Consider the following 23,406-nt stretch of genomic DNA (forward strand, 5'->3'; position numbering starts at 1 on the left):
TAATGATCAAATTTGAAATTACGAGTTGGAAGTAAGAATGAAAAAACACTTCCTTCATAAGTACTGTTTCAATTGATTTTTCAGACCCAGAAAGCTCGCAACATGATTGACCAGATTTTAAATACTGTTATTTCCCTCATGAATGATGATTTTGGTTCTATTGAACCAGAGGTAGTATTGGGAAATCTTGCACTGGTTGATACTTATAATGATGACCTGAATAACAGCATTACCGATAAAGTAGTCCTTTCTGTGGTGAACATCCAACAGGAAAGCATTTTAAGAAATACCCCTGCAAATAGGCAAGTGTATAATAATCTCGGACAGCCTAATGGGGTGGCCAGACATCCGGGAATATTTTTAAACATCTATATATTGATAGGCGCCAATAAATCAGAATATGCTATCGGGCTTCAAAGGATATCACAGGTACTGACTTTTTTCCAACGTTCTCCGATTTTTACCGTGGCACAGATTCCTTCCCTTCCTGATTTTTCTCTTGACAAAATCATTTTTGATCTACATTCTACAAGCTTTGAAGAGCTCAATCAGCTATGGGGTATTATGGGTGGAAAATATATTCCTTCTGTGATTTATAAAATGAGATTAGCTTACATAGACAGCATAGATACCAATGCTGAAATTTCTTTGGTCAGAAGTATTGATGCTTCCTTCACCAACAAATCGAAGTAGTCATGGATAGATCAGTCATTAAATTCGAAAAGCTGCTTTCAATACATTTTACTCATCCTGAGTACTCCTTTTCAGGGGCTTCAGGCGGCATCTTAACGAATTTTCTAAGAATACAACCGGATCTACCAACCAAAAAGCTATTTAAAAAACATGATATCCATTATAGGTTAGGGCAGGATACACTTTTGTTGTTTGTCAGAATCCGACTTGACCGGGATGCCCCTTATTTCAGATTACCTAATGTACTCACCTCAAGGTTTCTTTTTGACCTTCAGAAAGAAGTGTTGAACCAAACAGATATACCCGATACCCACGGTGCAGAAAATCTTTACCGTATCAGGATAAATCTTCGGGCCTCAGCAAATTCAATGGACCTTTCATCTGCCACCTTGGGACCCATTGAATCAAGAGAACCTGAAATGATCTTTCATCAAGTAGATCCACCATACTGGGAAACTGTACAGGTCAATATAAAGGGAACATTTGGAGTTATTGATCTGGTCACAGAAGGTTCCAGTAACCATAGACTGTATACAGATGTCAGCAATCAGAACTTGTATTATACACACGCAAATGGTAATGAACATGAACATTTATTCACGATTCATTTAAATACCTAAAAATAACATGCAACCATAAAACAATTGTCCAATGTCACAAATCAATGAATCAGCAATCAGAACGCCGGGCGTTTATATCAACGAAATCCCGTTATTCCCTCCATCTGTAGCCCAGGTGGAAACAGCCATACCGGCTTTTATCGGCTATACTCAAAACGATACAGATGAATTCGGGGATAGCTTGCATTTAGTCCCGACCAAAATTTTTTCCCTCAAAGAATATGAAACCTACTTTGGTAAGGCAGAAGATGAAGAGGGGATCACCGTGGCAGTAAACGTCACAACAGAAAATAGTACCGTTACGGGAATTTCTGCAGAAGCGGCCATTGCTACACCTTCCCCGTTTCGGATGTATTATAACCTGCGGATGTACTTTACGAATGGAGGAGGTCCCTGCTATATCATTTCCGTCGGAACCACTGATCAAACCCCAGATCCGGAAGATTACGAGGATGGCCTCGAAGTATGTGCTGCAGAAGATGACCCCACAATCATTGTTTTTCCGGATGCTCCACACACAATTGGAGAATCTGAGTATTACGCTTTGGTTTCGCTGGCAATAGATCAGTGTGCGGCACTTCAAGATCGATTCACGCTTATAGATGTACATACTCCTGCAGCAAATAATAATACCACCACTACTATTTCAACATTTAGAACTGCATTTACAAAAAATGACAGTCTCAATTACGGTGCAGTTTATTACCCTTGGTTGAATACCACCTTTGACTATGCTTACAGCGACGCAGATGTACAGGTTACCATAACTACTGATAGCGTAGCTGCTGCGGCAGTTGGTTTAGACACCTTGTTAACGTCTGAAACAGCCATCTATAATTTATGTAAATCCAAAATCAGAGAAAAATTAGGCCCGACATTGACTCCCGCTGCGGCCATGGCAGGTATTTATGCCAAAGTGGATGCTTCCAGAGGCGTATGGAAAGCACCCGCGAATGTTTCTGTGAATGCGGTTTATGACCTTTCTGCAAGAATCACAGAAGCAGAGCAGGGAGGAATGAACATCGACGCTACCTCAGGAAAATCCGTGAATGCAATCCGCCTGTTTCAGGGGAAAGGATTTTTGGTTTGGGGTGCAAGAACTCTTGCCGGCAACGACAATGAGTGGCGCTACATCAATGTGAGGAGGTTTTTTATCATGGTGGAAGAATCATCCAAAAAAGCAACCATGCAATTTGTATTTGAACCAAACGATGCCAATACCTGGGTGAAATTGAGGGCAATGCTGGAAAACTATCTTACCCTGCTTTGGAGACAAGGTGCATTGGCTGGGGCAAAACCTGAACATGCATTTTATGTCCGATGCGGTTTGGGACAGACCATGACGGCACAGGATATTTTGGAAGGAAGGCTGATTGTCGAGATCGGGATGGCTGCAGTCCGTCCTGCTGAATTTATCATACTGCGTTTTTCACACAAAATGCAGGAATCTTAAAATAATATAAAAATGAAATCATAACCTTAAAATAAGAAAATTATGGCTAATTATCCCCTTCCCAAGTTTCACTTCCTGATAGAATGGGGTGGAACCAAAATAGGATTCAGTGAAGCCTCAGGCTTGGAAGTTACCACTGAATTAATAGAATACCGCGATGGCGCAAGTCCCGAATATTCGAAAATAAAAATGCCCGGCATGCAAAGCTTCTCAAATATTACTTTGAAAAGGGGGATTTTCCAGGGTGATAACGAATTCTACGATTGGTGGAATACTGTTGCATTGAATACGATTGAAAGAAGGGATTTGATTATTTCTCTTTTGAATGAATCCCATGAACCGGTGGTGGTTTGGAAAGTTAAAAATGCCTGGCCCCTCAAAGTACAATCCACTGATTTGAATGCAACCGGGAACGAAACAGCCATTGAAACAATGGAGATTGCACACGAAGGACTAACCATTCAAAACGAATAATCATGTTTGCATATCCACCTGTAGGTTTTCATTTCTCTGTAGTGTTCCAACTATTTCCCCAAACCCCCAACGACTTCCGCTTTCAGGAAGTAAGCGGATTGGAAATGCAGATGAATATGGAAAGCATCACAGAAGGCGGGCAAAACAGGTTTACCTGGGAATTGCCTGTGCGGGCAAAATATTCAGATATCGTCCTCAAAAGAGGGATGTTTATAGGTTCAGGGATTTTGATGTGGTGCAAAAATGCATTTGAGAATTTTGTTTTCGAGCCAGTCAATATCATCATCAGCCTACTCAATGAACATCATGTTCCCATTCAAGCGTGGTACGTGGTAAACGCCATTCCCAAAAAATGGTCCGTGTCAAGTTTCAATGCTGAAAAAAGTGCATTGGTTGTAGAGTCGATCACGCTGAGCTACCAATATTTTGATATCATTAGTGTGGACTCCTTGCTTTCCTTAGGTGGAAGCATCGGTGGCTCGGCAAACATCAGCTTTTAAAATACAAATTATGCCAATCGAAATCAAAGAACTCCTGATCAGGGCATCTGTGGGAAGTCAAGCCAATGAACGCCCACGTGAAAACGCACCTGTCGCAAATTTGGAAAACCTGAAACAGGAAATCATCGAGGAGGTAACAGAAGAAGTACTAAGAAAACTAATGCTTAAAAACGAACGCTGATGCTGGATTTTGGTCATAAAGTAGAAAAACTCTATGTACAACCTTACAGGGATGCTGAATTTTCTCAGCCTGTCCCTGAAAATAAGTTCAGTGCCCTGATCAATCCGGCTACCTACAATATTTCATACAAATTCGAATTTGATGACAGTCAGGCTCCGGGCACTTCTGCCACCAATATGAAATTCAATAGGATTTTGCCCAGGGATTTCAACTTTGATTTTCTGTTTGACGGGACCGGGGTGGTCAAAGACATGTCTGTTTTAAGCTTGGGAATAGCCAATCCATTTGCTGAACCTGTCACAGTCACAGAGCAGATTGAAGCCTTTAAAAGGAAAATTATTGATTATCAATCTGACCGACACCGTCCCTATTACCTCAAAATCCACTGGGGAGAGCTCCTGTTCAAAGGAGTTCTCAAACAAATGGATATTGAATACAAAGTATTTGCACCTGACGGAAAACCTATCAGGGCTATGGCAAAATGCCAATTTGCGGAAAGTATTGCTGATGTGCAAAGGGCTGCTGAGGAAAACAGGGAAAGTCCCGATATCACACATGAACGAAATTTCAATGCAACAGATAGGCTTGATCATCTGACTTTCAAAATTTACGAAAAAGACGAGCCTTATATACAAGTAGCCGAATTCAATGGTCTCGATGGTTTTAGAAAAATAGCTGCCGGCACAAAAATTTATTTCCCTCCAATTGAAAAATAAGCTGTTTCATGCCTGTAATGTTAAATAGAGAACTGGTCACTTTTAAAATCCTACTGGGTAGCAGTGGGGATTCTCCTGCAACGGAAGAAATCCCCGGCAACGTTCAGGTGCTGGACATTTCTATTTATAGGGAACTCAACAAAATCCCCTATGCAACCATCCGGATAGTGGATGGATCTGCAGCAGATTCCGATTTTGAACTTAGTAATAGTGGCCTATTCAATCCAGGAAAAAGCATAGATCTCAAATTGGGCTATAATGGAATAGAGCAATCCGCATTTAACGGATTGATCATCAATAATTCCCATGTAATAAACGGTAGGCAGTCCATGCTTAATCTGATCTGCAAGCATAAAGCAGTAAACATGACTGTTTCCAAAAACAGCCGACATTTCAATGATCTGGGAGACAGCGACATAGTAGAGACGCTTTTTCAGGAATATGGAATCTCTGATCTTGAAATGGAGCCTTTTGGAAACACCCATGAACAACTTTTACAGGCAAATGTATCTGATTGGGATTATGCATTATCGAGAATGGACACCAATGGTATGGCCTGCAATATCAATGGCAGTGTTTCAGTATTCAAACCTGATTCTTCCCAAGAATCCAAGATGACCTTGGTCTATGGCAATAATATAATTGGTTTTAGAACAGAATCCGATATCAGAAGCCAAACCACGGCAGTTATTGCCTCTTCTTGGGATTATGCCAATCAAACAGTGCTTGAAGCAGAAGGAAACCCTCTTTCAAATGCCTCTCCGGGTAATATCTCTGAAAGTTTTCTGGCAGATGCCCATTCTCAGGATTTCAAGATCAAAACTCCGGCAATGTTTGACAATCAAGCCCTACAAGCAATAGCCGATGCAAAAAAACAAAAACAATCTCTCTCCAAAATTCAGGGAAAAGTGAAATTTCAGGGCACATCAGATATCAATCCTGGAGATTGGGTATCGCTTGAAGGTGTGGGCGAGCAATTTAGCGGAAAGGCTTTTGTATCCGCTGTGAAACATGACATTAAGAACGGCAACTGGACGACCGAAGCATCCCTGGGCTGGGAGGGAGATTTCTACACAGAAAAATTCAACCCTTTTTCCAACAGTGCTGAAAGCGGTCAATTTTCCAAAATGCAGGGTTTGCACATAGGAATTGTCACTGATATAATGGATCCCAAAGGAGAAGGGCGGGTTCGGATAAAACTCCCAATGGTCAATCCTAATGACGCAGGCATTTGGGCAAGAGTTGCCACACTTGATGCTGGAAACAATAGGGGAACATTTTTTCGTCCGGAAATAGAGGATGAAGTAATTGTTGGATTTATGAACGGTGATTCTTCGCACCCCATCATCTTGGGTATGTTGCACAGCAGTGCCAAACCTACTCCTTTTGACCCCGAAGATTCCAACGACAAAAAAGGATATGTCTCCAGGTCGGAAATCAAAATCACCATCCATGATAGCGATAAAAGTATAACTATTGAAACCCCGGGAGGCAGAGAAATCAAAATGGATGATACAGCCGAAGAAATTGAAATTAAAGATGGGAATGGGAACTCTATAAAAATGAACAGTGACGGAATCAAAATTGATTCCCCCATGGAAATCAGTATTACAGCTGGTTCAACCCTGAATCTGGCAGCTCCACAAATTGGAATAAAGGCAGATTCTTCGGCGAGTTTTGAGGCATCAGGGAGCATGTCCGTGAAAAGTGATGGGACTGCCGAAATCAAAGGGTCAATGGTAGATATACAGGGAAGTTTAGTCAAAATAAATTAGAAAAAATATGCCACCTGCAGCAAGGATTACCGATATGCATGTTTGCCCGATGGTAACTGGAACTGTCCCGCATGTGGGAGGTCCGATCCTCCCTGCAGGTGAGGCTACAGTATTGATCGGTGGAATGCCGGCTGCAAGAGTTGGTGATATGGCAACTTGTACCGGACCTCCCGATACGATAGTGAGTGGCTCAGGTACGGTTTTGATAGGAGGAATGCCTGCGGCAAGATTGGGAGATTCTACAGGACATGGTGGGACTATAGTCCTTGGATGTTTTACAGTATTGATAGGATAATATTATGGGAAAAATGCATCAGTCATTCTTGGGAAGTGGTTGGAGTTTTCCCCCACAATTTGATAGGGGCAGCAGCAAAACCAAAATGCTCAAGGACGAGGAAGATATTCAGTCCAGCCTTGAAATTTTGCTTTCTACCAAACAAGGCGAGCGGGTAATGTTACCTGATTATGGCTGTAATTTACATGAACTGATCTTTGAACCCCTTACCACGACGTTCAAAACATATATCAAAGATCTTATCAGAACAGCCATATTATACTATGAACCAAGAATAGAGGTAGAAAAAATAGAACTCAATGACACCGGCGAACTTGAAGGACGAATCCTGATTACCATTTCTTACAAGGTTCGGGCAACAAACTCAAGATTCAACTTTGTCTATCCATTTTATAAAAACGAAGGGACTGACCTGAGATAGCAATCCATTATGGCATGTAATGACAAAAATCCATTGATACGTGAAGGTGTCGACCGACTTACCAGAGCACTGGGATCTCTCTCACCGGATTTTGCACCTGTAGATGGCAGGTCAATGGAAGATCTCATGCTCTTTGCAAAAAGGTATGCCGCATTTTTGAATTACAAAAACCAAGACAATTCCAATGACGGGACTTGGGAAGACCTGATGAAAACAGATATCACTGTGGTATTGGCAATGCTTTTATCCATTGATGTTTTCAAGCTTTCGGATTATATCAAGCTTTTAATCAAAAAAGCAAAATTGGCTATTGCTGCGAATGATGAAACTGAAGCAAAAAGACAATTTAAATACCTCTTCGATTTGGTTTTTACCTTGGCCCACACCGTGGATGAACAATGTGCTTTTCTTAAAGATGAACCTGATTATCAAAAGGAGATCAAAGCTGTAATTGAAACAAAACTGAATGCTCCATTTTCAAAACTTCACAATTTTAAAAAAGACAATCAGGATTTAATCCTCATGTCCAACAAAACGGATGCCTCATCACCAATCATCACCATCAACTCCCGAGGTACAATTCAATGGACCAATTTTTCAATCACAGAAGAAAAACTAAAAATCACTATTCCAGGCGTAACCCCTGTTGATAAAATCAGTCATGTCATCAATCACAACCTTTTTAACAATCAGATAAATCAGCTTTTGGGGGGAGTTTCTTCAATATTGAAAAAATCAGAGATTTTGTTTCAGAAATCACTGTCCGAATATCCCAAACACGAAGCACATTATGCATTGTATCTGACTTTTTTGGAACTGTTCAAAAATGCCCAAGCAAGTCTCAATCAGTATACTAAGAAACACTTGGACTTTTATTTCAAGGATGTCTTAAGGGTAAAAAACCATGAGCCAATACCGGATAAAACACATTTGGTTATCGGACTTCAAAAACATGTTCAACAACATCTTCTGACAAAAGGAACGCTGTTCAAAGGTGGAAAGGATAGCCTCGGAAATGAAAGATTTTATAGCCTAACCGAAAATGTGGTATTCAATCAAGCCCAGGTTTCAGAAATCAAAGCTTTTCAAATGCATGACCAAAATCTGCTATCATTTTTAAAAGCAAATTCATTGGATGGAAACGGGCAGGAATTTGAAGGGGACGATAAAAGTTGGTCGGCATTTGGAATTAAGCAATCCGTACCAACTTCGGATGCAGGCTTTGCCATCGCCTCAAACTTGCTGTTCTTGAAGGAAGGCCTCAGGTCCATTGAAATCAAGATCACATTTGGCAAGTTACCCAAGACCAAAACAAATTTCATTACCACCAAATTCTCTAAAAAATCCATTCTGATTCCTTTCGAAATTTCATTGACAGGAGAAGAAGAATGGGTTAAACAAACAGTAGATGGACATTTTGATCCAGTGAAAAACAGCCTGACTTTGAAGATTATTTTGGATGTGGAAGAGCCTCCAATTATCCCCTATTCAGAAAAAATACATGAAAGTAATTTCGATACAGTTTTGCCTTTGCTAAAAGCCAAATTGAATCAAACAGAAAGTCAGGTAACTTACTCCGAACTGATGAATTCAAATATTTCATCTATCAAGCTCTCCGTAGACGTCAAAGGTGTCAAAGATCTTGCGCTCAGCAGTGATGGTGGCTCAATAGATGCTTCCAAGCCTTTCAAACCATTTGGGGATTTCCCAAAATCAGGTTCGGGTTTTTATATAGGCAGTAAAGAGGTCTTTCAAAAAAACCTCGATTCTTTGACCTTGAATTTCCCTGTTGGCGTACCTTATTCTAGCTCTTATCTCTTCAAAAACACCTGGAATTTTCCGTTAAAAGACCCAATAATCGGAGATAGTTACGAGTTAATCCCTGAATCTGATTTTTTGAAACCCGCTACTGTGGATTTTTCTCCCAACCAACTGATCCAGCAAACCTCTTTTGAAGGATTTTTGAGGTTACAGCTAGGTACCAATCAGTTTAGCATGAGTGAATTTATGAAGCGGGTAAGTAGCTATGTCAATCAGATGGTGGAAAAAGCCAAGCCAAAGGAAGGTACAGAAGGTAAAGAAGGCAAAGTTACTGTTCGAGCCCAAAGAATTGAAGAAGGCCCTACTTCAGCAGCGTTATTGGAAAAAGGAACTTCATTAGATAAACAACTGATCACCGAACTTGAAAAAGTTGGGATTTCAAAGAGTTTGATTGAGGACATTTCAAAAATAACCGGAATTCTCATCGATACGAATATCCAAATACCTGTTGCCGAAGAAGTCATAACAGAAAATTTTTCTTTGGATTACAAAGCATCAAAAGAGTTATTTGGATTGGAAATCAATTCCGATAAAAATAAATTTTATCACCTGACACCTTTTGGTTTTTCCCAACAAAACCTTCAGGGCGAAGTGTCTCTTATTCCCCGATTTGACCAACAAGGAGAGCTTTTGATTGGTATTGAAAAGGCAACCCCGCCCCAAACCATTCAATTGCTTTTCCTTTTGGAAGAAGGCAGTTCCAATCCATTGAAACCTCAAGAGCAGGTTTATTGGCACTTTTTGGAAAATAACAAATGGGTCGAATTCCCAAAAGAAAGGATAATTGATGGCACGGTCAACCTCACAAGGTCAGGCTTGGTATCCATCAACTTCCCAAAAGAAGCCTCCTTGCACCATACCATCCTAACAAGTGGCTTTCTCTGGATCAGGCTTTCGGTAACCCAAAACACAGATGCTGTTTGTCGGGTCATAGACATAAAAACCCAAGGAGCTTTAGTGGAACTTGTTCAGGACGAAAAAGTCGAATTTCTGGAAATTCTCGCTTCCAACAGTATCGCTAAACTAAAAAATTCTGACAGTGGCATAAAGTCCATTTCTCAACCAATGCGTTCGTTTCTTGGAAGGAAGAGAGAAGAAGATCAGAATTACTATCAACGGATCAGTGAACGTCTGAGACATAAACAAAGGGCCAAAAATATTTGGGATTATGAGCATTTGATCCTTCAGCAATTCCCTGAAATCCATAAAACAAAATGTCTGAACCATACCGGATTTTATGAAGAGAAAGGAATCAAAGTATTTTGTGAAAATTATCCGGGCAATATCACAGTCATTTGCATACCTGACCAGAAAGAAAATACTCATGCCAACCCGCTTAGGCCTTATACTCCTGTTGGGCTTTTGACTGATATTTCAATTTTTCTGGAAAAGATCAAAAACCCTTTTGTCAGTTTACATGTAGTAAACCCAAAATTCGAGGAGGTCCAAGCTGATTTCGAGGTTCATTTTCATGACTTTATGGACGAAGTTTTTTACAGGAATCTATTGGATCAGGAAATCGAGCAATTCCTATGTCCTTGGGCTTTTGATTCCAATAAAGAAATCACATTTGGTGGAAGTATTCACCAATCTGCCCTGATCAATTTTATAGAGGAGAGACCATATGTTGATTTCGTCAGTTGCTTCAAACTAAGCCATATTATCCGAAATGAAGATGGAATAGTGACCAATAATAAATCCAATCTGGAGTTAGTAACCGCAACAAGCAGTAGGTCTGTACTGGTTTCTCATTTCGATGAAAAACAGACCCAACCAAGGCATAAAATCAAAGTAATCCAAACCTGCGATTGTTGATGAAAAAAATTCTGACCATATCGAAAAACCCTGAATTGAGTCCCTCAATGGATTATGAGTGGCTCAGAAAAGAAGGCTTAAAATATATCGAGACCTTAGCCAACGATATTTGGACAGATTATAATGCCCATGATCCTGGGATCACCATGTTGGAAGCACTTTGCTATGCCATTACAGAATTGGGATATAGGTCTGGCTTTGATATGAAAGATCTACTTTCCGAAGCTAAAAATCAGACATTTTTTACCCCAAGAAAAATACTTACTTCAGCGCCTTGGACCATTACTGATTACAGAAAGTTACTGGTAGACATTTCAGGTATCAACAACGCTTGGCTATTCCCTGGCGCTACCCAGGAAGTTCCACTTTTTGCCAATTGTGAGGAAGACAAACTGCAGTATTCAACTACCAAAAATGAAATTAAACTTGGTGGCCTTTACGCGGTACTGCTGGATCTGAGCATTGATCCTGAACATGGAGATCTCAATACCGGTGACATTGAACTTGAAAACATACCCTTTCAATTCAATCCAATGGTTGAAATACAGGCCGGTGAATTTCAAATAAAATTCGAATTGCCTACAATTCTTGAAGTTGACAAAAAAATATTGTCGAACTATCCGGAATCCTTTACTGTCAAAAAGAATCCTGAAAAAAATTGGAATTACTCTTTTGAAGCGAATTTGGAAGGTGGTGAAAAGGCAACATTAAATTTCAAGGTGACAATTCCAAAAAATCCGCCCCAAGGAAAAATCCAGGACAGTCATATTTGGCAAATGCTACAGGATGTGGACTTTGCCGATCTGATTTTTGATACCTACCTGGAAAAAATCAAAAAAGCAGACGACATCATAAAGAAAACAAAGAAGATCCTCTGCGAAAACAGAAATATTTGTGAAGATTTCATCAAAGTAGAACCCATTGATTCTGAGGAAATCGCGTTTTGTTTTGATGTAGACGTCAAACCTGAAGCAGATATTGAGAGAGTTCAGGCAGAAATATTCTTTACCATAGAAAATTACCTCAATCCTCCAATTCCATTTTATTCCCTTAAAGAATTATTGGATGAGGGAGTTCCTGTTGAAGAAATATTTGATGGGCCTAGGCTTTCTTATGGTTTTATCCGCACTGAGGAAATTGAAAAAGCCCAACTTCTGGAAACCGTCTATGCCTCGGATATAATAAATCTCCTTATGGACTTGGATGGAGTTCAGAGCATCCGGAATTTTTTAATGACCAAATATGATCAAGATGGTAAAGTCATACCCGGCTACTCCAGCTTGTCCTGGTGCATGAAAATAAGTAAAATGCATAAGCCCGTTTTGAGTAAGAACCATTCCAAAATTCTTTTCTTTAAAGATGGCTTTCCTTTTTTATCCCGATACGAAGAAGTATTGGATTCCATAGCCCTTCTGCATGCCCAGCAATCAAAAGGAAAACTTGTCCCCTCTTTTGGAGATCTTCAAGTACCAAAAGGATTTAAGAGAGACACTTTAAGTTATTGGCCTGTTCAATATGACCTTCCCATGACTTTTGGTGTAGGGGAGTTTGGACTTCCAAGTGACGCAGATTCTTTGAGGAAGGCCCAACAACAACAGCTTAAAGCTTACCTGATGTTTTTCGAACAATTGTTAGCGGATTTTTACGCACAATTGACCCATGCCAAAGATCTCTTTTCCACGGCTGAAATCACTCAGACTTACTTTGCCCAATATCTCGGTGAAATCAAAGACACAGAAAACCTATTCAGTCCTGATCTCAAAAGGGCAATTGAAAATGATCCCTCAGATTCATTGGGAGGAGAATTGTGGCAAAAACTATATGAAAACCAAAATGATTTTTTCACAAGAAGGAATAAATTCTTGGATCATTTACTAGGCAGATTTGCGGAGTCATTTAATGATTACGCGCTACTGATGTACAAAATCAATTATGAAAACTTAAATGAAGAAAAAATCGAAAATCAAGAAGCTGTTGACATCAAAGTCCGGACATTGGAATCTTACCCTGAAGTCAGTTATTCCCGTGGATTGGGATTTAATTATTTTCCACAACAGGAGGACTTTTCCCTGAACGAAGAAAAGCTTTGGAATACCGACAATGTTTCGGGTCTTGAAAAAAGAATAAGCCATTTGACAGGAATTGAGGATTATACCCGACGCTTTTTGTATTGTATCAAAAATGTGGAAATTCTTTGTGAAGAAACAGAAGTCGGTAAAGAAATACACTGTCAACATTATTTTTCATTAACAAGCCAATCCGGTGTCAAGTTGAATTCCAAAAAATTTGATAACAAATCTGAAGCTGAACAAACCCTCTTGGAAGTAATGGAATTGGGTTTGAATAAAGAAAACTATCATTACACCACAAAAAAAATCAAACTCAAAAAACAAAATTTCATCATCCTTGAAAGTGAGAAGACTTTTGAAACAGAGGAGGATGCACAGGATAAAATTGATGAAATCGTAGCTGAGTTAAATAACCCCTGTGGAGAACCTGAAGGCTTACATTTAATAGAGCATTTACTGCTTCGCCCCAGAAATGATGAATTCAAGCTTATTGAAGTATGCCTTCATGACTGCGACTGTCTTTGTGAACTTGACCCCTACTCTTTCAGGGTTTCGGTGATATTACCCTATTGGCCAAACCACTTCGACAATATGGCTTTCCGCAATTATTTTGAAAGAAAGATCAGGGAGGAAGCTCCTGCCCATGTTCAATTAAAAATTTGTTGGATTGGGAATGAAGCCTTAAGACAATTTGAAGGAAGTTATAAGGATTGGGTAGAAACCTTGGCAGCATTTAGCCAGGATTCCCAAAATATCAATGGGTTTAGAGAAGCCAATGACAGGTTGATACATCTCCTGGCAAATCTGAACTCTGTGTATCCAAAAGCCACCCTTCACGACTGTGAAGAGAGTGACGAAGACAAAAACCCGGTTAAGCTGGGCAAAACCATATTAGGAACTCAAAAATTTATCTAACCATGCAGGCTTTACAATCTTATCCCGTTTTTGAAGCTGATCAGGTACTCTCCAATGTCCACCTGAACAACTTGTTGAACTATCTGGAACAACAGGAACGATTGACGCGGATCAAGCTCCTGGGCAGAGGTATCGTCTGTGGGATGGAAATCAATAGTTCCAATAGAGGCATAGCCATCAGCAAAGGCATCGCCTTAACTTCTCAAGGTTACCTGCTTCAAATCTGTGAAACCCTATACAGTCATTTTATTCCCTATACCTCACCGGAATTACCCAATGATCTGTACTTTTTGAAACAATGTGGAAATCTGGGAAAAAGAGATATCCCTTATTATTCCAAAGATGATGTACTCGAACTGGTTCCCGTTTCGGACAAGGAATTGGAAAACAAAAAAAGTCTCAATACGATACCCCTCCAGGATTACGTGGTTGTCCTCTTCCTGGAAGCAGAGCAGATTGATCTCAAGAATTGCGATACTCAGGATTGCAATGACAAAGGGAGTAGAATGGACTTCATATTAAAACCACTCTTGGTTAAAAAAGTAAACCTCAATACTTCAACCAAGATATCATTCCATTCTATTTTGCTTAAAAGATTCAATGTCCCGGTTGCCGATATGTCAACTACAACGGACATTCTACAGGGTTTTATGGACATCACGGATGACACTACTTTGGACAACTTATCCAAAAACCTCTCCAATAGCTGGGAAAGATTCGCCGTCACTTTAGGTCTTCCCAAACAGAATCCTATGAAGGGACTTGATTTGATCAGCTTTAGAAAAAAACTTGATTCCAGTCCAACTCAAAAAATTTATACACAATATTTTTATGATTTTGTGGATGACCTGCTCAAAGCCTACATAGAATTCCGGTCCAAGGTCAGAGAGGTTTTTGGAGAGTGCTGCCCTGATGAAATGGATTTCCCGCTCCATATGAATCTTGGATTGGCCAATCAAAATACCTTGCTTGGCAGAAGGAATACCTTTAGACAATATTTTGAGTCATCACCCATCATCAATGGGCAAGATCAAAAAATTGAAGAAGCTGCCTTACTTTTAGAACGGTTGGTGGCAATGGTAGAAGGCTATTCTATAGACAAATTAAATCCACAGGAACCAATAGTCATCACTCCCTCCAATTTGGGACATGAATATTTGTCCTACCGGGCCATCCCTTATTATTATAACTGGGAGCGGATCAACCCCTTTTGGTATTTCAACAGGAGTTACAGTGGAAATGAAGCTTATAACCTCGGTTATAGGGCCGCAGCACAAACAAATGCTCCCAAACCGGTAAAGAATCCACTTTTATATGATATTGAGAGATTCGACGCATTTAGAATAGAGGGACATATCGGAATCAATTACAGAATAGCACTCCGTGAATTGATCAGTAAAAAACAAAGTTTCAACTTACCTTTTGATGTGTTGGCTTTAAATGCCATTGACCTTACTGATATTCTAAATGGAAGAAATATCAAATGCCACATTGAAGACCTTGAGTCTGACTATAGGGTCATGATCACGGGAATTGTATGTCAATTGCAACAAATAATCGCCTATGTGGGAGATTTGAGGCCGAAAAAAACAATTCCTGAAACTGATAAAGTGGTGGAAGCTGCAAGATTCAATGATTTTTATATTTCTCGGAATTTGGCAGATATGCAAAAAACCATCAGAAATGATGTATCCAAAAATCAGCCAATCAGTATCACCAATGCAGAAATCATCCAAAATCTGGCATTAAAGAATGCAGAGCCCGGTGATAAATTGGCGGATTTAGTTTCAATCGATGTTGGGAATTTTATAATTAACCACAAAGGCTTTTACGAATATATCATCAGGCAACCGGACCTTTTATTGATCTTTTTGAAACAACTGGCTGAAATCGTAAAATACTTGCTGGCCCACAACTTGCAATCCTTTGATGAAGAAGCCTATGGGAAAATCTGGACCCCGTATTCAAAGACAGTAGATAAACTGATAGCTGAAGCGGAAAATTCAGAAAATCCTGAGATCCGCAGATATTTTTCAAAAAGCAATTATGAATTATATTTTAAATGTCCAAACGAAAAACTTTTTGCATTGAAAGAAGAATACAGACAAAGATTGGAACAATATCATGCTGCTGTCAATTTCAACGAATACTTCAAAAAACATCCTGGTATGGAACATAAAGCCGGTGTCCCAAAAGGAGGAACCTTTATTTTGGTATATCATGGTGCAATCCGGCCGTCAATCTCCCAATCAAACTTGACCCTGATTTCTGAAGCAGCCAATAACCGAGCTACAGCGATTTTTGCTGCCGAAAAAGACACTTTAAAAACTCCATCCATCCGGACAGAGTCTAAAGATATTTCCAAAAATATTTTGTCAGCTGATATCAAGACTGTGAGAAAAACAGAATATGCCCTTGCCTCAGACCTGATCAAAAATCTGAATCTGGGATTTGATATCTCAAAAGTATTAGAAGCATTGGCGTCTAGAGATAAAGAAGTCAGGGACCAACCTTTGAGAATTGCTACAGGAACTGTCATTGCTGATTTTTATCTACCATACATGTGCTGTAGTGATTGTCAACCGATCGCTTATGTAATTCCTGAGGAAAAAGAACCGGAAATAATCCCTCCAACCATTGAATTGGAAACAACAGTATATTGCGATAATGACAATACCATTTACCCGATAAAGGTAGCCCCAGAAGGTGGGGTTTTAAAAATCAACAATACCCCAAGCAATGACCTCCACCTCAACCCTTCAAAATTGGGAAGTGGAAACTTTACGCTTTCCTATGAAATCAATGATCAGGTAGCTGAAACCAAAATTACCGTTTCAAAATCCATCATTGCTAAAATTAATCTCAGTGATGTTTCATTCAATGAAAAAAGTGGTTGGACAATAGGCTTAAATCCTGGAATTGATCAGAATACGCCACACACATGGAGTATCAATGGGAATGAAATTTCCCAAAAAGGCAGCATAACAAGAAAATTTGAACCTGGTCATCAAGGTGAGAAAGTCGGCATAAAAGTATTGAATGAAGCCCCCTGTTCTGATTCTGAGAAGAATGCAGACCTAAGGATAGATCATTCAAAATTCGATATCTGTGTCAACCAGGAAATCTTCTCCCATAAAATGGAGGTGACCGGCTTAAAAAATGTCATCGACATCGAGGGCATAAAAATATCTGGAAATACTATTTCATTGGAAACAAAGAGAGCATTTGCTAACCGAAATAACAGGATTGTTTTTGCTGTATTTGCGGAAATGGAAAATGGTTTCTCCTTTTCCTCCATAGTCTATGAATTGGTAAATGCGGCATTCACTATTTTCTTTCAGCAAATTAACGACACCAATGTATCCCGACCTCCACAAAACTTTTTGCAAATCACTTTGACCCCAAGATATCCAAATGGGGAATCGGTTTGGATAGTCAATGGTGAAAGAACGGTAGAGAGCATCATAAGAATTACTTTTGAAAGATTGCGAAGTTTAAAAGAAATCAGCGTTTCACACCAGGCTGTATTTCCAGACCTTAAATGTGAAGATCAAAAATCCATAACGATTCCCATAGAAACACTATTGGAAAAATTAAAGGCAGGTAATGGTCGGTACACTGAAACAGTGAATTAATGATATCCCAAAAGACCCATATTATCCAAAATGTCACTTTTCAGGTCGATTTTGAAAAGATGGAGGAAGGTTTGGGTCTCCAGGAAGATCTCAGCCTGATTTTTCATCAAAAAATAGAACCCACGTTGCAAAAGATCTTTGATTCATACAGCACTGAGGAATTCACTATTAAAATTGATAAAATGGTCGTGGATTGTGGTGCTGTTGACGATTCCGATTGGGAGAAAATGCTTTTGAACCGAATCGGAGAGCAAGTTGAGGAAATGTTGCGGTCGGAAAAAAATATTGGGAAAAAGCAGGTCAGCAAAGTCAAAACTGCAAATGAAGTGTTTTTTTATTTTTTGCAAAAAGGATATTTCCCTTGGAACAGTCCATTTTCAGATACAGATTCTCTGGAAAAAAATGTATTTATTACCGATTCATTCATTGCTGAAATAGCATATTTGACTTTAAGATCCCAAAAAATAGTTACAAGAATTTCAAATTCATTTTCAAAAGAATTTTTCAAAAAGCTGCTAAAAGAAATCACCAAAGATTCAGAACGTTGGGTCAAAGATCTGACAACTGGATTTTTAAAACAAAACGACCTGAATCCCGACATGCAGGTTGAGTTTCTAACCATTTTTCTCTCCAAAAGAAAGGATAAAGAAAATTCAGATTCAATGAATATTTGGATGGAATTGCTCAAAAGCAAGCATTTGGTCAATCATACCAAGTTTATAAAGTACCTGATTTCAAAGATTTCAGAGCAAAATGAAATGCAAGCAAGTCTCCTTTCAGCAATTAAATCCAGATCATTTGGTACCCAGGAAAAAATAAAAGCAAAAATAATTCTTGAGAAAATACTTCATTCAAAACCTGACTTTGAACATGTTCAGTGGTTTAGAGACTGCATGGCCCTAGTGGATGATTCTGATCAATTCTCAGATGATTTCCATGAGCGTTTAAGCAAAAAAATTAAGCTTATTTTGCCAAAGGACTCAAATCATCCCGAAAACAAGAGTTTTGAAATGAAGGATCAAAAAAACAATAAAGAGGAGCAGTTCGAAGACAGCATCTACATTCAGAATGCCGGAATGGTTCTACTTCATCCTTTCCTAACAGCTTTATTTGAAAATCTCAATTTGGTTAAGGATAAAGCATTTATTTCTATTAACCACAGAAATCAGGCAATCGGATTATTGGAATTCTTGGTATGGGGGGATAATAAACATTCGGAAAATTCTTTTCCCCTCAATAAAATCCTCTGCGGAATAAGCCCCGGGGACCTTTGGGTGGGTGAATTCGAAATGCCTCAAAATTTAAAAAATGAAGGTGAAGAACTGCTGACAGAAGTCATACGGCATTGGGAAGTATTGAAAAATACAGGAATTGATGGCCTTAGGGAAACTTTTCTTCAAAGACCCGGCAAACTTTCCCACAATCAGAATGGGTGGAAACTTATCGTAGAACAAAAAACCGTGGACATTCTGATCGGGAGTTTGCCTTGGGGTCTTGGGATTATCAAAATGCCTTGGATGGCTGAAATGTTGTTTGTAGAGTGGAATTAAACCAAATTGATCATGAAGCCTTTTGCAATGAAAACCAAAAAAGACAAGGGAATTCAAAAACCAGTTTCTTCTCCCTTTTTCCAGGCAAAATTAACTGTAAATCAACCTGGGGATAAGTATGAACAGGAGGCCGATAGGTTTGCCAGCCAAGTGGTCAATTCAGAATCTCAGTATTCCGAAAGCTTTTTTAAACCCCAAGTAACCCCTGTAATCAATAGGAATGAAAAAAGTGGACGTCCAATTGTAACCAACAAGGTGGAATCAACCCTCCAAAAAAATACCCATTCCGGATCATCATTGCCTGAAAATATCAGATCAAAGATGGAGAATGGTTTTGGCAAGGACTTTAGCGGAGTAAAAATTCACCATGATTCCGAAGCTGAAGAAGCCAATAAGGTTCTAAATGCCAATGCATTTACTTACGGTAACCATATTTATTTTAATGCAGGAAAATTCAGTCCTGACTCAAAAAAGGGCCAAGAACTATTGGCGCATGAACTGACCCATGTTGTCCAACAAGGAAAAGCCCAAGGACTAGGAATTCAGCGTGATGAAGAGGAAGCAAGTACTGAATCAAATGAGGAAAGTGAATTTGAATTTGACTACAATTTGCTGCCGCCCTCCCTGCAATTTTCTTTGGGGCAATGGATGTTGGAAGCCAATACCAGTCAGGTCGCCTTACAATTTTCACAAGGGTTGATGCGAAGTCGGTTTGGTTACAATTATGGCGGAAATCTAACCCTTGGCACTCAATATCCTTCCGGTAGTGCGGAGTTGGGATTTAACCCACATTCGCCTGCACTATCACTGAACTTTACCGAGGATAGATTTAGATTTGGTGCCAATGCCGATCTGACTACAGGTGGATTCGGTTTTAATCTGGGATATGGTTCAAAATTATTACCCATGCCTTTTGATTTGGCAGGTCCTGTCTATGGAGGATGGGGCGGTGCAAGCAGTATTTTGGGAGATATCGGCAATATGCAGGACCCCATAAGCTTCTATCAGTCCCATGGGGATAATATTGACTCGATTATGGGTGCTGTTAAAGCCCTTCAACCCTTGGCCAATGAGTCCAATCAGGGTTTTGGAGCTGGATTAAGGTTCACTTATAATCCCCAAACAGGTGTTTTGATCCACGCGGGAGTTCAATGGATGTTTTAAGAAATGATGGGAAAGGAAATATTAAATATCATGGCTTTTCTTCAAACGGCCTCCACAAATAGATTAGAGAGTCATTTTGAAGGAAAACCATTTTCCATTCCTGATTTTGAAATGATTGGGGATTCTCCATTATCTGGGTTTTTGAAACACTACAATTTAAGTAAGGAAGAGATTTTACTCCTTGCTGCTGCTTTGGTTCCTCATATCATACCAGGTTTTTTTGACAAAATCATTGAGCGTTTTCTTCCAAATGGAGGTGACTTTCCTGAATTTGGGGGAATCAAAGGGGAAAACCAAAGAGGGATGCTCCCAACAGGTGAAACATTGCTTTTTATTTTGGCAGGGATCGACTTGAGTGAAAGGTTGAATTATCTCAGCCTTTTTGATAAAAGCAATGAATTGTTTAAACACCATATTTTGAGATTGGCACAAGTTAAAGCCGGTGAACCACACCTTAGTGGAAAACTCCTGATGGATGCTGAATTTATAGAAGTATTTACCACCGGAAAAGTAAGTCTGCCGTCTCTAAGCATTGATTTTCCGGCAGAACATCTACAAAGTCAGTTGAAATGGGAAGATTTGGTACTTCCTGAGCAGGTATGGTCACAGATAAATGATTTGCAGATTTGGCTTAAGCATAAGGATACCCTGCAAAGAGAATGGGATCTGGGAAGAAAACTTAAACCGGGATACCGGGCCCTGTTCTATGGCCCTCCCGGTACGGGTAAAACCATTACGGCAACTCTTTTGGGAAAATACACCAAAAAGGAAGTCTTTAGGATAGATCTTTCCATGGTCGTTTCAAAATATATAGGAGAAACAGAAAAGAATTTGGCAAGTCTTTTTGACAAAGCGGAAAACAAAGATTGGATCCTGTTTTTTGATGAGGCAGATGCCATATTCGGAAAGAGAACCGGTGTTCGGGATGCGCATGACAAATATGCCAATCAGGAAGTTTCCTATCTTTTGCAAAGGATAGAGTCTTACAATGGCTTGGTGATATTGGCCTCAAATTTCAGAAGTAATATAGACGCTGCATTTATCAGAAGATTCAATGCCATCATCTATTTCCCCCCGCCAAAAGTAGAGGACCGCCTATTGCTATGGGAAAAATCACTGCCCCAGTTGATGAGCCTGGAAAAAGATTTGGAATTGAGGGAAATCGCCGAACGCTATGAACTGAACGGATCGCATATCATGAACATAGTCCAGTATATTTCTTTGGTTTCATTGGAAAGCAGAAATTTTGTTCTGACAAAAGAATTGATGATCAAGGGGATAAAAAGAGAAATGGAGAAAGAAGGGAAGTAAATTCCGAACCAAAATTAAAGAGCCAATTCTACGCAAAATATGGAAGGTCTTCAGAAAAAGAAAAAACAAAATGCTTTTGAAAAGCTCCAAAAGAATGATTTATTCTTTAGGTCTTTGGCTGTTCAGGCCAAGTTAAATGTTAATCAGCCTGGAGATAAATATGAACAAGAGGCAGACAGCGTGGCTGACCAAGTAATCCAAAGGCTTTCTCAATCTCCATCAAAACAAGATTCTATTGCCAATCCTGAACATGCAAATCACAGAAATCCATTTTTTTCCTCAGATTTGATTACCCGGTCTTTGAAAACCTTAAATCCTTCAACTTCCTCAAATTTACAAATTCAGACCAAATGTGAAACTTGCGGATCAGAAGAAAAAAAAGCGACTGGAGAAAAAGAAATCAAAAGAAAAACAGATAATCAAATTGTTTTTCAGGTCGATAACAATGGAATTGGCACTGATTCAAACTTGATGACCAAACGGGATAATACGGAAACACCTCCGGTCACGCCAAAAACCACCTCCCAACTTTTTGCTTCAAAAGGCAAAGGTGATCCTTTACCAAAAAGCACCCAATCTGAAATGGAACGGGGATTTGGCGTTGATTTCTCTAAGGTAAGGACGCATAATGATTCCTTAGCGGTCGATTTGAGCAAAAATCTGGGAGCACAGGCATTTACGCACGGTTCAGATATCTATTTCAATTCGGGAAAATTTGATACTTATAGTCAAAAGGGAAAAAGGCTTCTTGCGCATGAATTAACTCATGTGGTGCAGCAATGGGCAGGTCCGCAAAAAGCCATTCAGCGTCAAGCAATTCCCCAAGCCAAGACCCTTAAATCACCTCGGTTCAAAGGTGATCCGGTCCTAGAAGAGGTTTTGAATGGGAAAAAATTGTTGAAAAATGGAGAATCAGGAGACCACATCACCCGCCTTCAACAAGGCTTGATCGATGCTGGGCATGAACTGAAAGAGTTCGGCGCAGATGGAAAGTTTGGTGGTGAGACAAAAAAAGAAGTCATTGCCTTTCAAGAAGCTCATGGGCTCGAAACAGACGGGGTGATTGGCCCTAATACGATGAGCACTTTGGATTTATACCTTAGTATGTCCCCAGGACCAGCACCTTTGCCACCCGAAAAAGGAAGTACACTAGAAGCACTGAAATCGCTTCTGGCAAAAGGGGCAGCAATGACGGGAGATGAAGCAATACAAGCAAGGGATCTTCTATTCCAATTGAATAACGATAAGTTTAGGATCGCTTTAAAAGAAGCAATTGCCAACGGGAGTTTCATGATTGTGTTTGGAAAATTAAGCCTAGCCGATATGCTTAAAACGTCGGCAGGTATCACAAGGGAAGTTGTCATTCCTGTGACGCTTCTTAAACCTGCGACTGACACGGTAGATGCAGACTTCCGGCGCGCAAATGAAATATACAACCCACATAACCTCGAAATCGAAAAGGGAAACAGGATGGATATAGAAGAAAAGGATACAAAGAAAATCATTGGGGAAGACCTTATTTTGGATGAATTTACAGGGGCTGATGCCACCAAAGAGGAATTGGAATTAATCAAACACAATAGAGTGAAAGGAAGAATAACCGGGTATTGGGTACCTGACATGACTAGTTCAAGGGGTGAAGCGCTGGATAGTTCTTTGGGCAATATGCCAAATGATCGTATTTCCGTTGTTATCAACGCCTCCAGCCGGGCACAGGATACCTTCCCACATGAGGTAGGACATGTTCTGGGGTTAGACCATTCCCTTGACCCGGACAACCTGATGGCTGGAGGGGACATCAGAAACATCGCCGGGGCAGGTATTGATAAGCTTACAGCGGGCCAGATAGCGACTATCAGGGCAAGCCTATTCATTGAAATTGGTAAAAAAGGACTTAGTAAATAAACAAACCATGAAAACCTTTTATTGATTAGGATTTGGCTTTTCGTCACTCTGTTCAACCAAACCACACCAAATGCTTTCGGTTGCAGGAGTGCC

At 39.8% G+C, this 23,406-nt stretch carries 17 protein-coding genes; all 17 read left to right on the plus strand.

Annotated elements, in window-relative coordinates; genetic code table 11:
• The first annotated feature begins 102 nt into the window (after positions 1-102).
• Genes B9A52_RS02510 through B9A52_RS25810 form a run of 17 tightly spaced genes read left to right on the plus strand, consistent with a single transcriptional unit; the run spans position 103 to position 23,313 of the window.
• Positions 103-693 carry a DUF4255 domain-containing protein gene (locus B9A52_RS02510; RefSeq protein WP_084118819.1) on the plus strand — a complete coding sequence of 197 codons (591 nt, stop codon included), beginning with the start codon at positions 103-105 and terminating at the stop codon, positions 691-693.
• 2 nt (positions 694-695) lie between these two features.
• Positions 696-1,313 (plus strand): hypothetical protein, encoded by a 618-nt coding sequence (locus B9A52_RS02515; protein ID WP_084118820.1) that lies wholly within the window; start codon positions 696-698, stop codon positions 1,311-1,313.
• Between the two features lie 31 nt (positions 1,314-1,344).
• Positions 1,345-2,766: a phage tail sheath family protein gene (locus tag B9A52_RS02520; protein WP_084118821.1), complete on the plus strand. Its 1,422-nt coding sequence runs from the start codon at positions 1,345-1,347 to the stop codon at positions 2,764-2,766.
• Between the two features lie 42 nt (positions 2,767-2,808).
• Positions 2,809-3,240: a phage tail protein gene (locus tag B9A52_RS02525; protein WP_084118822.1), complete on the plus strand. Its 432-nt coding sequence runs from the start codon at positions 2,809-2,811 to the stop codon at positions 3,238-3,240.
• A 2-nt stretch (positions 3,241-3,242) separates the two neighbouring features.
• Positions 3,243-3,740 (plus strand): phage tail protein, encoded by a 498-nt coding sequence (locus B9A52_RS02530; protein ID WP_084118823.1) that lies wholly within the window; start codon positions 3,243-3,245, stop codon positions 3,738-3,740.
• A gap of 10 nt (positions 3,741-3,750) precedes the next feature.
• Positions 3,751-3,921: a DUF5908 family protein gene (locus tag B9A52_RS25345; RefSeq protein WP_157370042.1), complete on the plus strand. Its 171-nt coding sequence runs from the start codon at positions 3,751-3,753 to the stop codon at positions 3,919-3,921.
• Positions 3,921-4,637: a CIS tube protein gene (locus B9A52_RS02535; protein ID WP_084118824.1), complete on the plus strand. Its 717-nt coding sequence runs from the start codon at positions 3,921-3,923 to the stop codon at positions 4,635-4,637. Before B9A52_RS25345 ends, B9A52_RS02535 begins: the two co-directional genes overlap by 1 nt.
• 8 nt (positions 4,638-4,645) lie before the next feature.
• Positions 4,646-6,412 carry a type VI secretion system tip protein VgrG gene (vgrG, locus tag B9A52_RS02540; RefSeq protein WP_084118825.1) on the plus strand — a complete coding sequence of 589 codons (1,767 nt, stop codon included), beginning with the start codon at positions 4,646-4,648 and terminating at the stop codon, positions 6,410-6,412.
• Positions 6,413-6,419: 7 nt separating this feature from the next.
• Positions 6,420-6,707 carry a PAAR domain-containing protein gene (locus B9A52_RS02545; RefSeq protein WP_084118826.1) on the plus strand — a complete coding sequence of 96 codons (288 nt, stop codon included), beginning with the start codon at positions 6,420-6,422 and terminating at the stop codon, positions 6,705-6,707.
• A gap of 13 nt (positions 6,708-6,720) precedes the next feature.
• Positions 6,721-7,128: a GPW/gp25 family protein gene (locus B9A52_RS02550; RefSeq protein WP_084123360.1), complete on the plus strand. Its 408-nt coding sequence runs from the start codon at positions 6,721-6,723 to the stop codon at positions 7,126-7,128.
• A 9-nt stretch (positions 7,129-7,137) separates the two neighbouring features.
• Complete coding sequence (locus B9A52_RS02555) at positions 7,138-10,764, plus strand: hypothetical protein (protein WP_084118827.1); 3,627 nt, start codon at positions 7,138-7,140, stop codon at positions 10,762-10,764.
• On the plus strand, positions 10,764-13,748 hold the full coding sequence (locus B9A52_RS02560) for a hypothetical protein (RefSeq protein WP_084118828.1): 2,985 nt from the start codon (positions 10,764-10,766) through the stop codon (positions 13,746-13,748). Before B9A52_RS02555 ends, B9A52_RS02560 begins: the two co-directional genes overlap by 1 nt.
• A 2-nt stretch (positions 13,749-13,750) precedes the next feature.
• The gene (locus B9A52_RS02565) at positions 13,751-17,383 is read left to right on the plus strand and encodes a hypothetical protein (protein ID WP_084118829.1); all 3,633 of its coding nucleotides are present in this window, start codon (positions 13,751-13,753) and stop codon (positions 17,381-17,383) included.
• Positions 17,383-18,933, plus strand: a complete 1,551-nt coding sequence (locus B9A52_RS02570; RefSeq protein ID WP_084118830.1) for a contractile injection system tape measure protein — start codon at positions 17,383-17,385, stop codon at positions 18,931-18,933. Before B9A52_RS02565 ends, B9A52_RS02570 begins: the two co-directional genes overlap by 1 nt.
• Before the next feature lie 12 nt (positions 18,934-18,945).
• Positions 18,946-20,097 (plus strand): eCIS core domain-containing protein, encoded by a 1,152-nt coding sequence (locus B9A52_RS02575; RefSeq protein WP_084118831.1) that lies wholly within the window; start codon positions 18,946-18,948, stop codon positions 20,095-20,097.
• A 30-nt stretch (positions 20,098-20,127) separates the two neighbouring features.
• On the plus strand, positions 20,128-21,408 hold the full coding sequence (locus B9A52_RS02580) for an ATP-binding protein (protein WP_231955444.1): 1,281 nt from the start codon (positions 20,128-20,130) through the stop codon (positions 21,406-21,408).
• 39 nt (positions 21,409-21,447) lie between these two features.
• Positions 21,448-23,313 (plus strand): eCIS core domain-containing protein, encoded by a 1,866-nt coding sequence (locus B9A52_RS25810; RefSeq protein ID WP_084118832.1) that lies wholly within the window; start codon positions 21,448-21,450, stop codon positions 23,311-23,313.
• Positions 23,314-23,406: the final 93 nt, after the last annotated feature.

This window comes from Aquiflexum balticum DSM 16537 (genome assembly GCF_900176595.1).
In the GTDB taxonomy this organism is placed as follows: domain Bacteria; phylum Bacteroidota; class Bacteroidia; order Cytophagales; family Cyclobacteriaceae; genus Aquiflexum; species Aquiflexum balticum.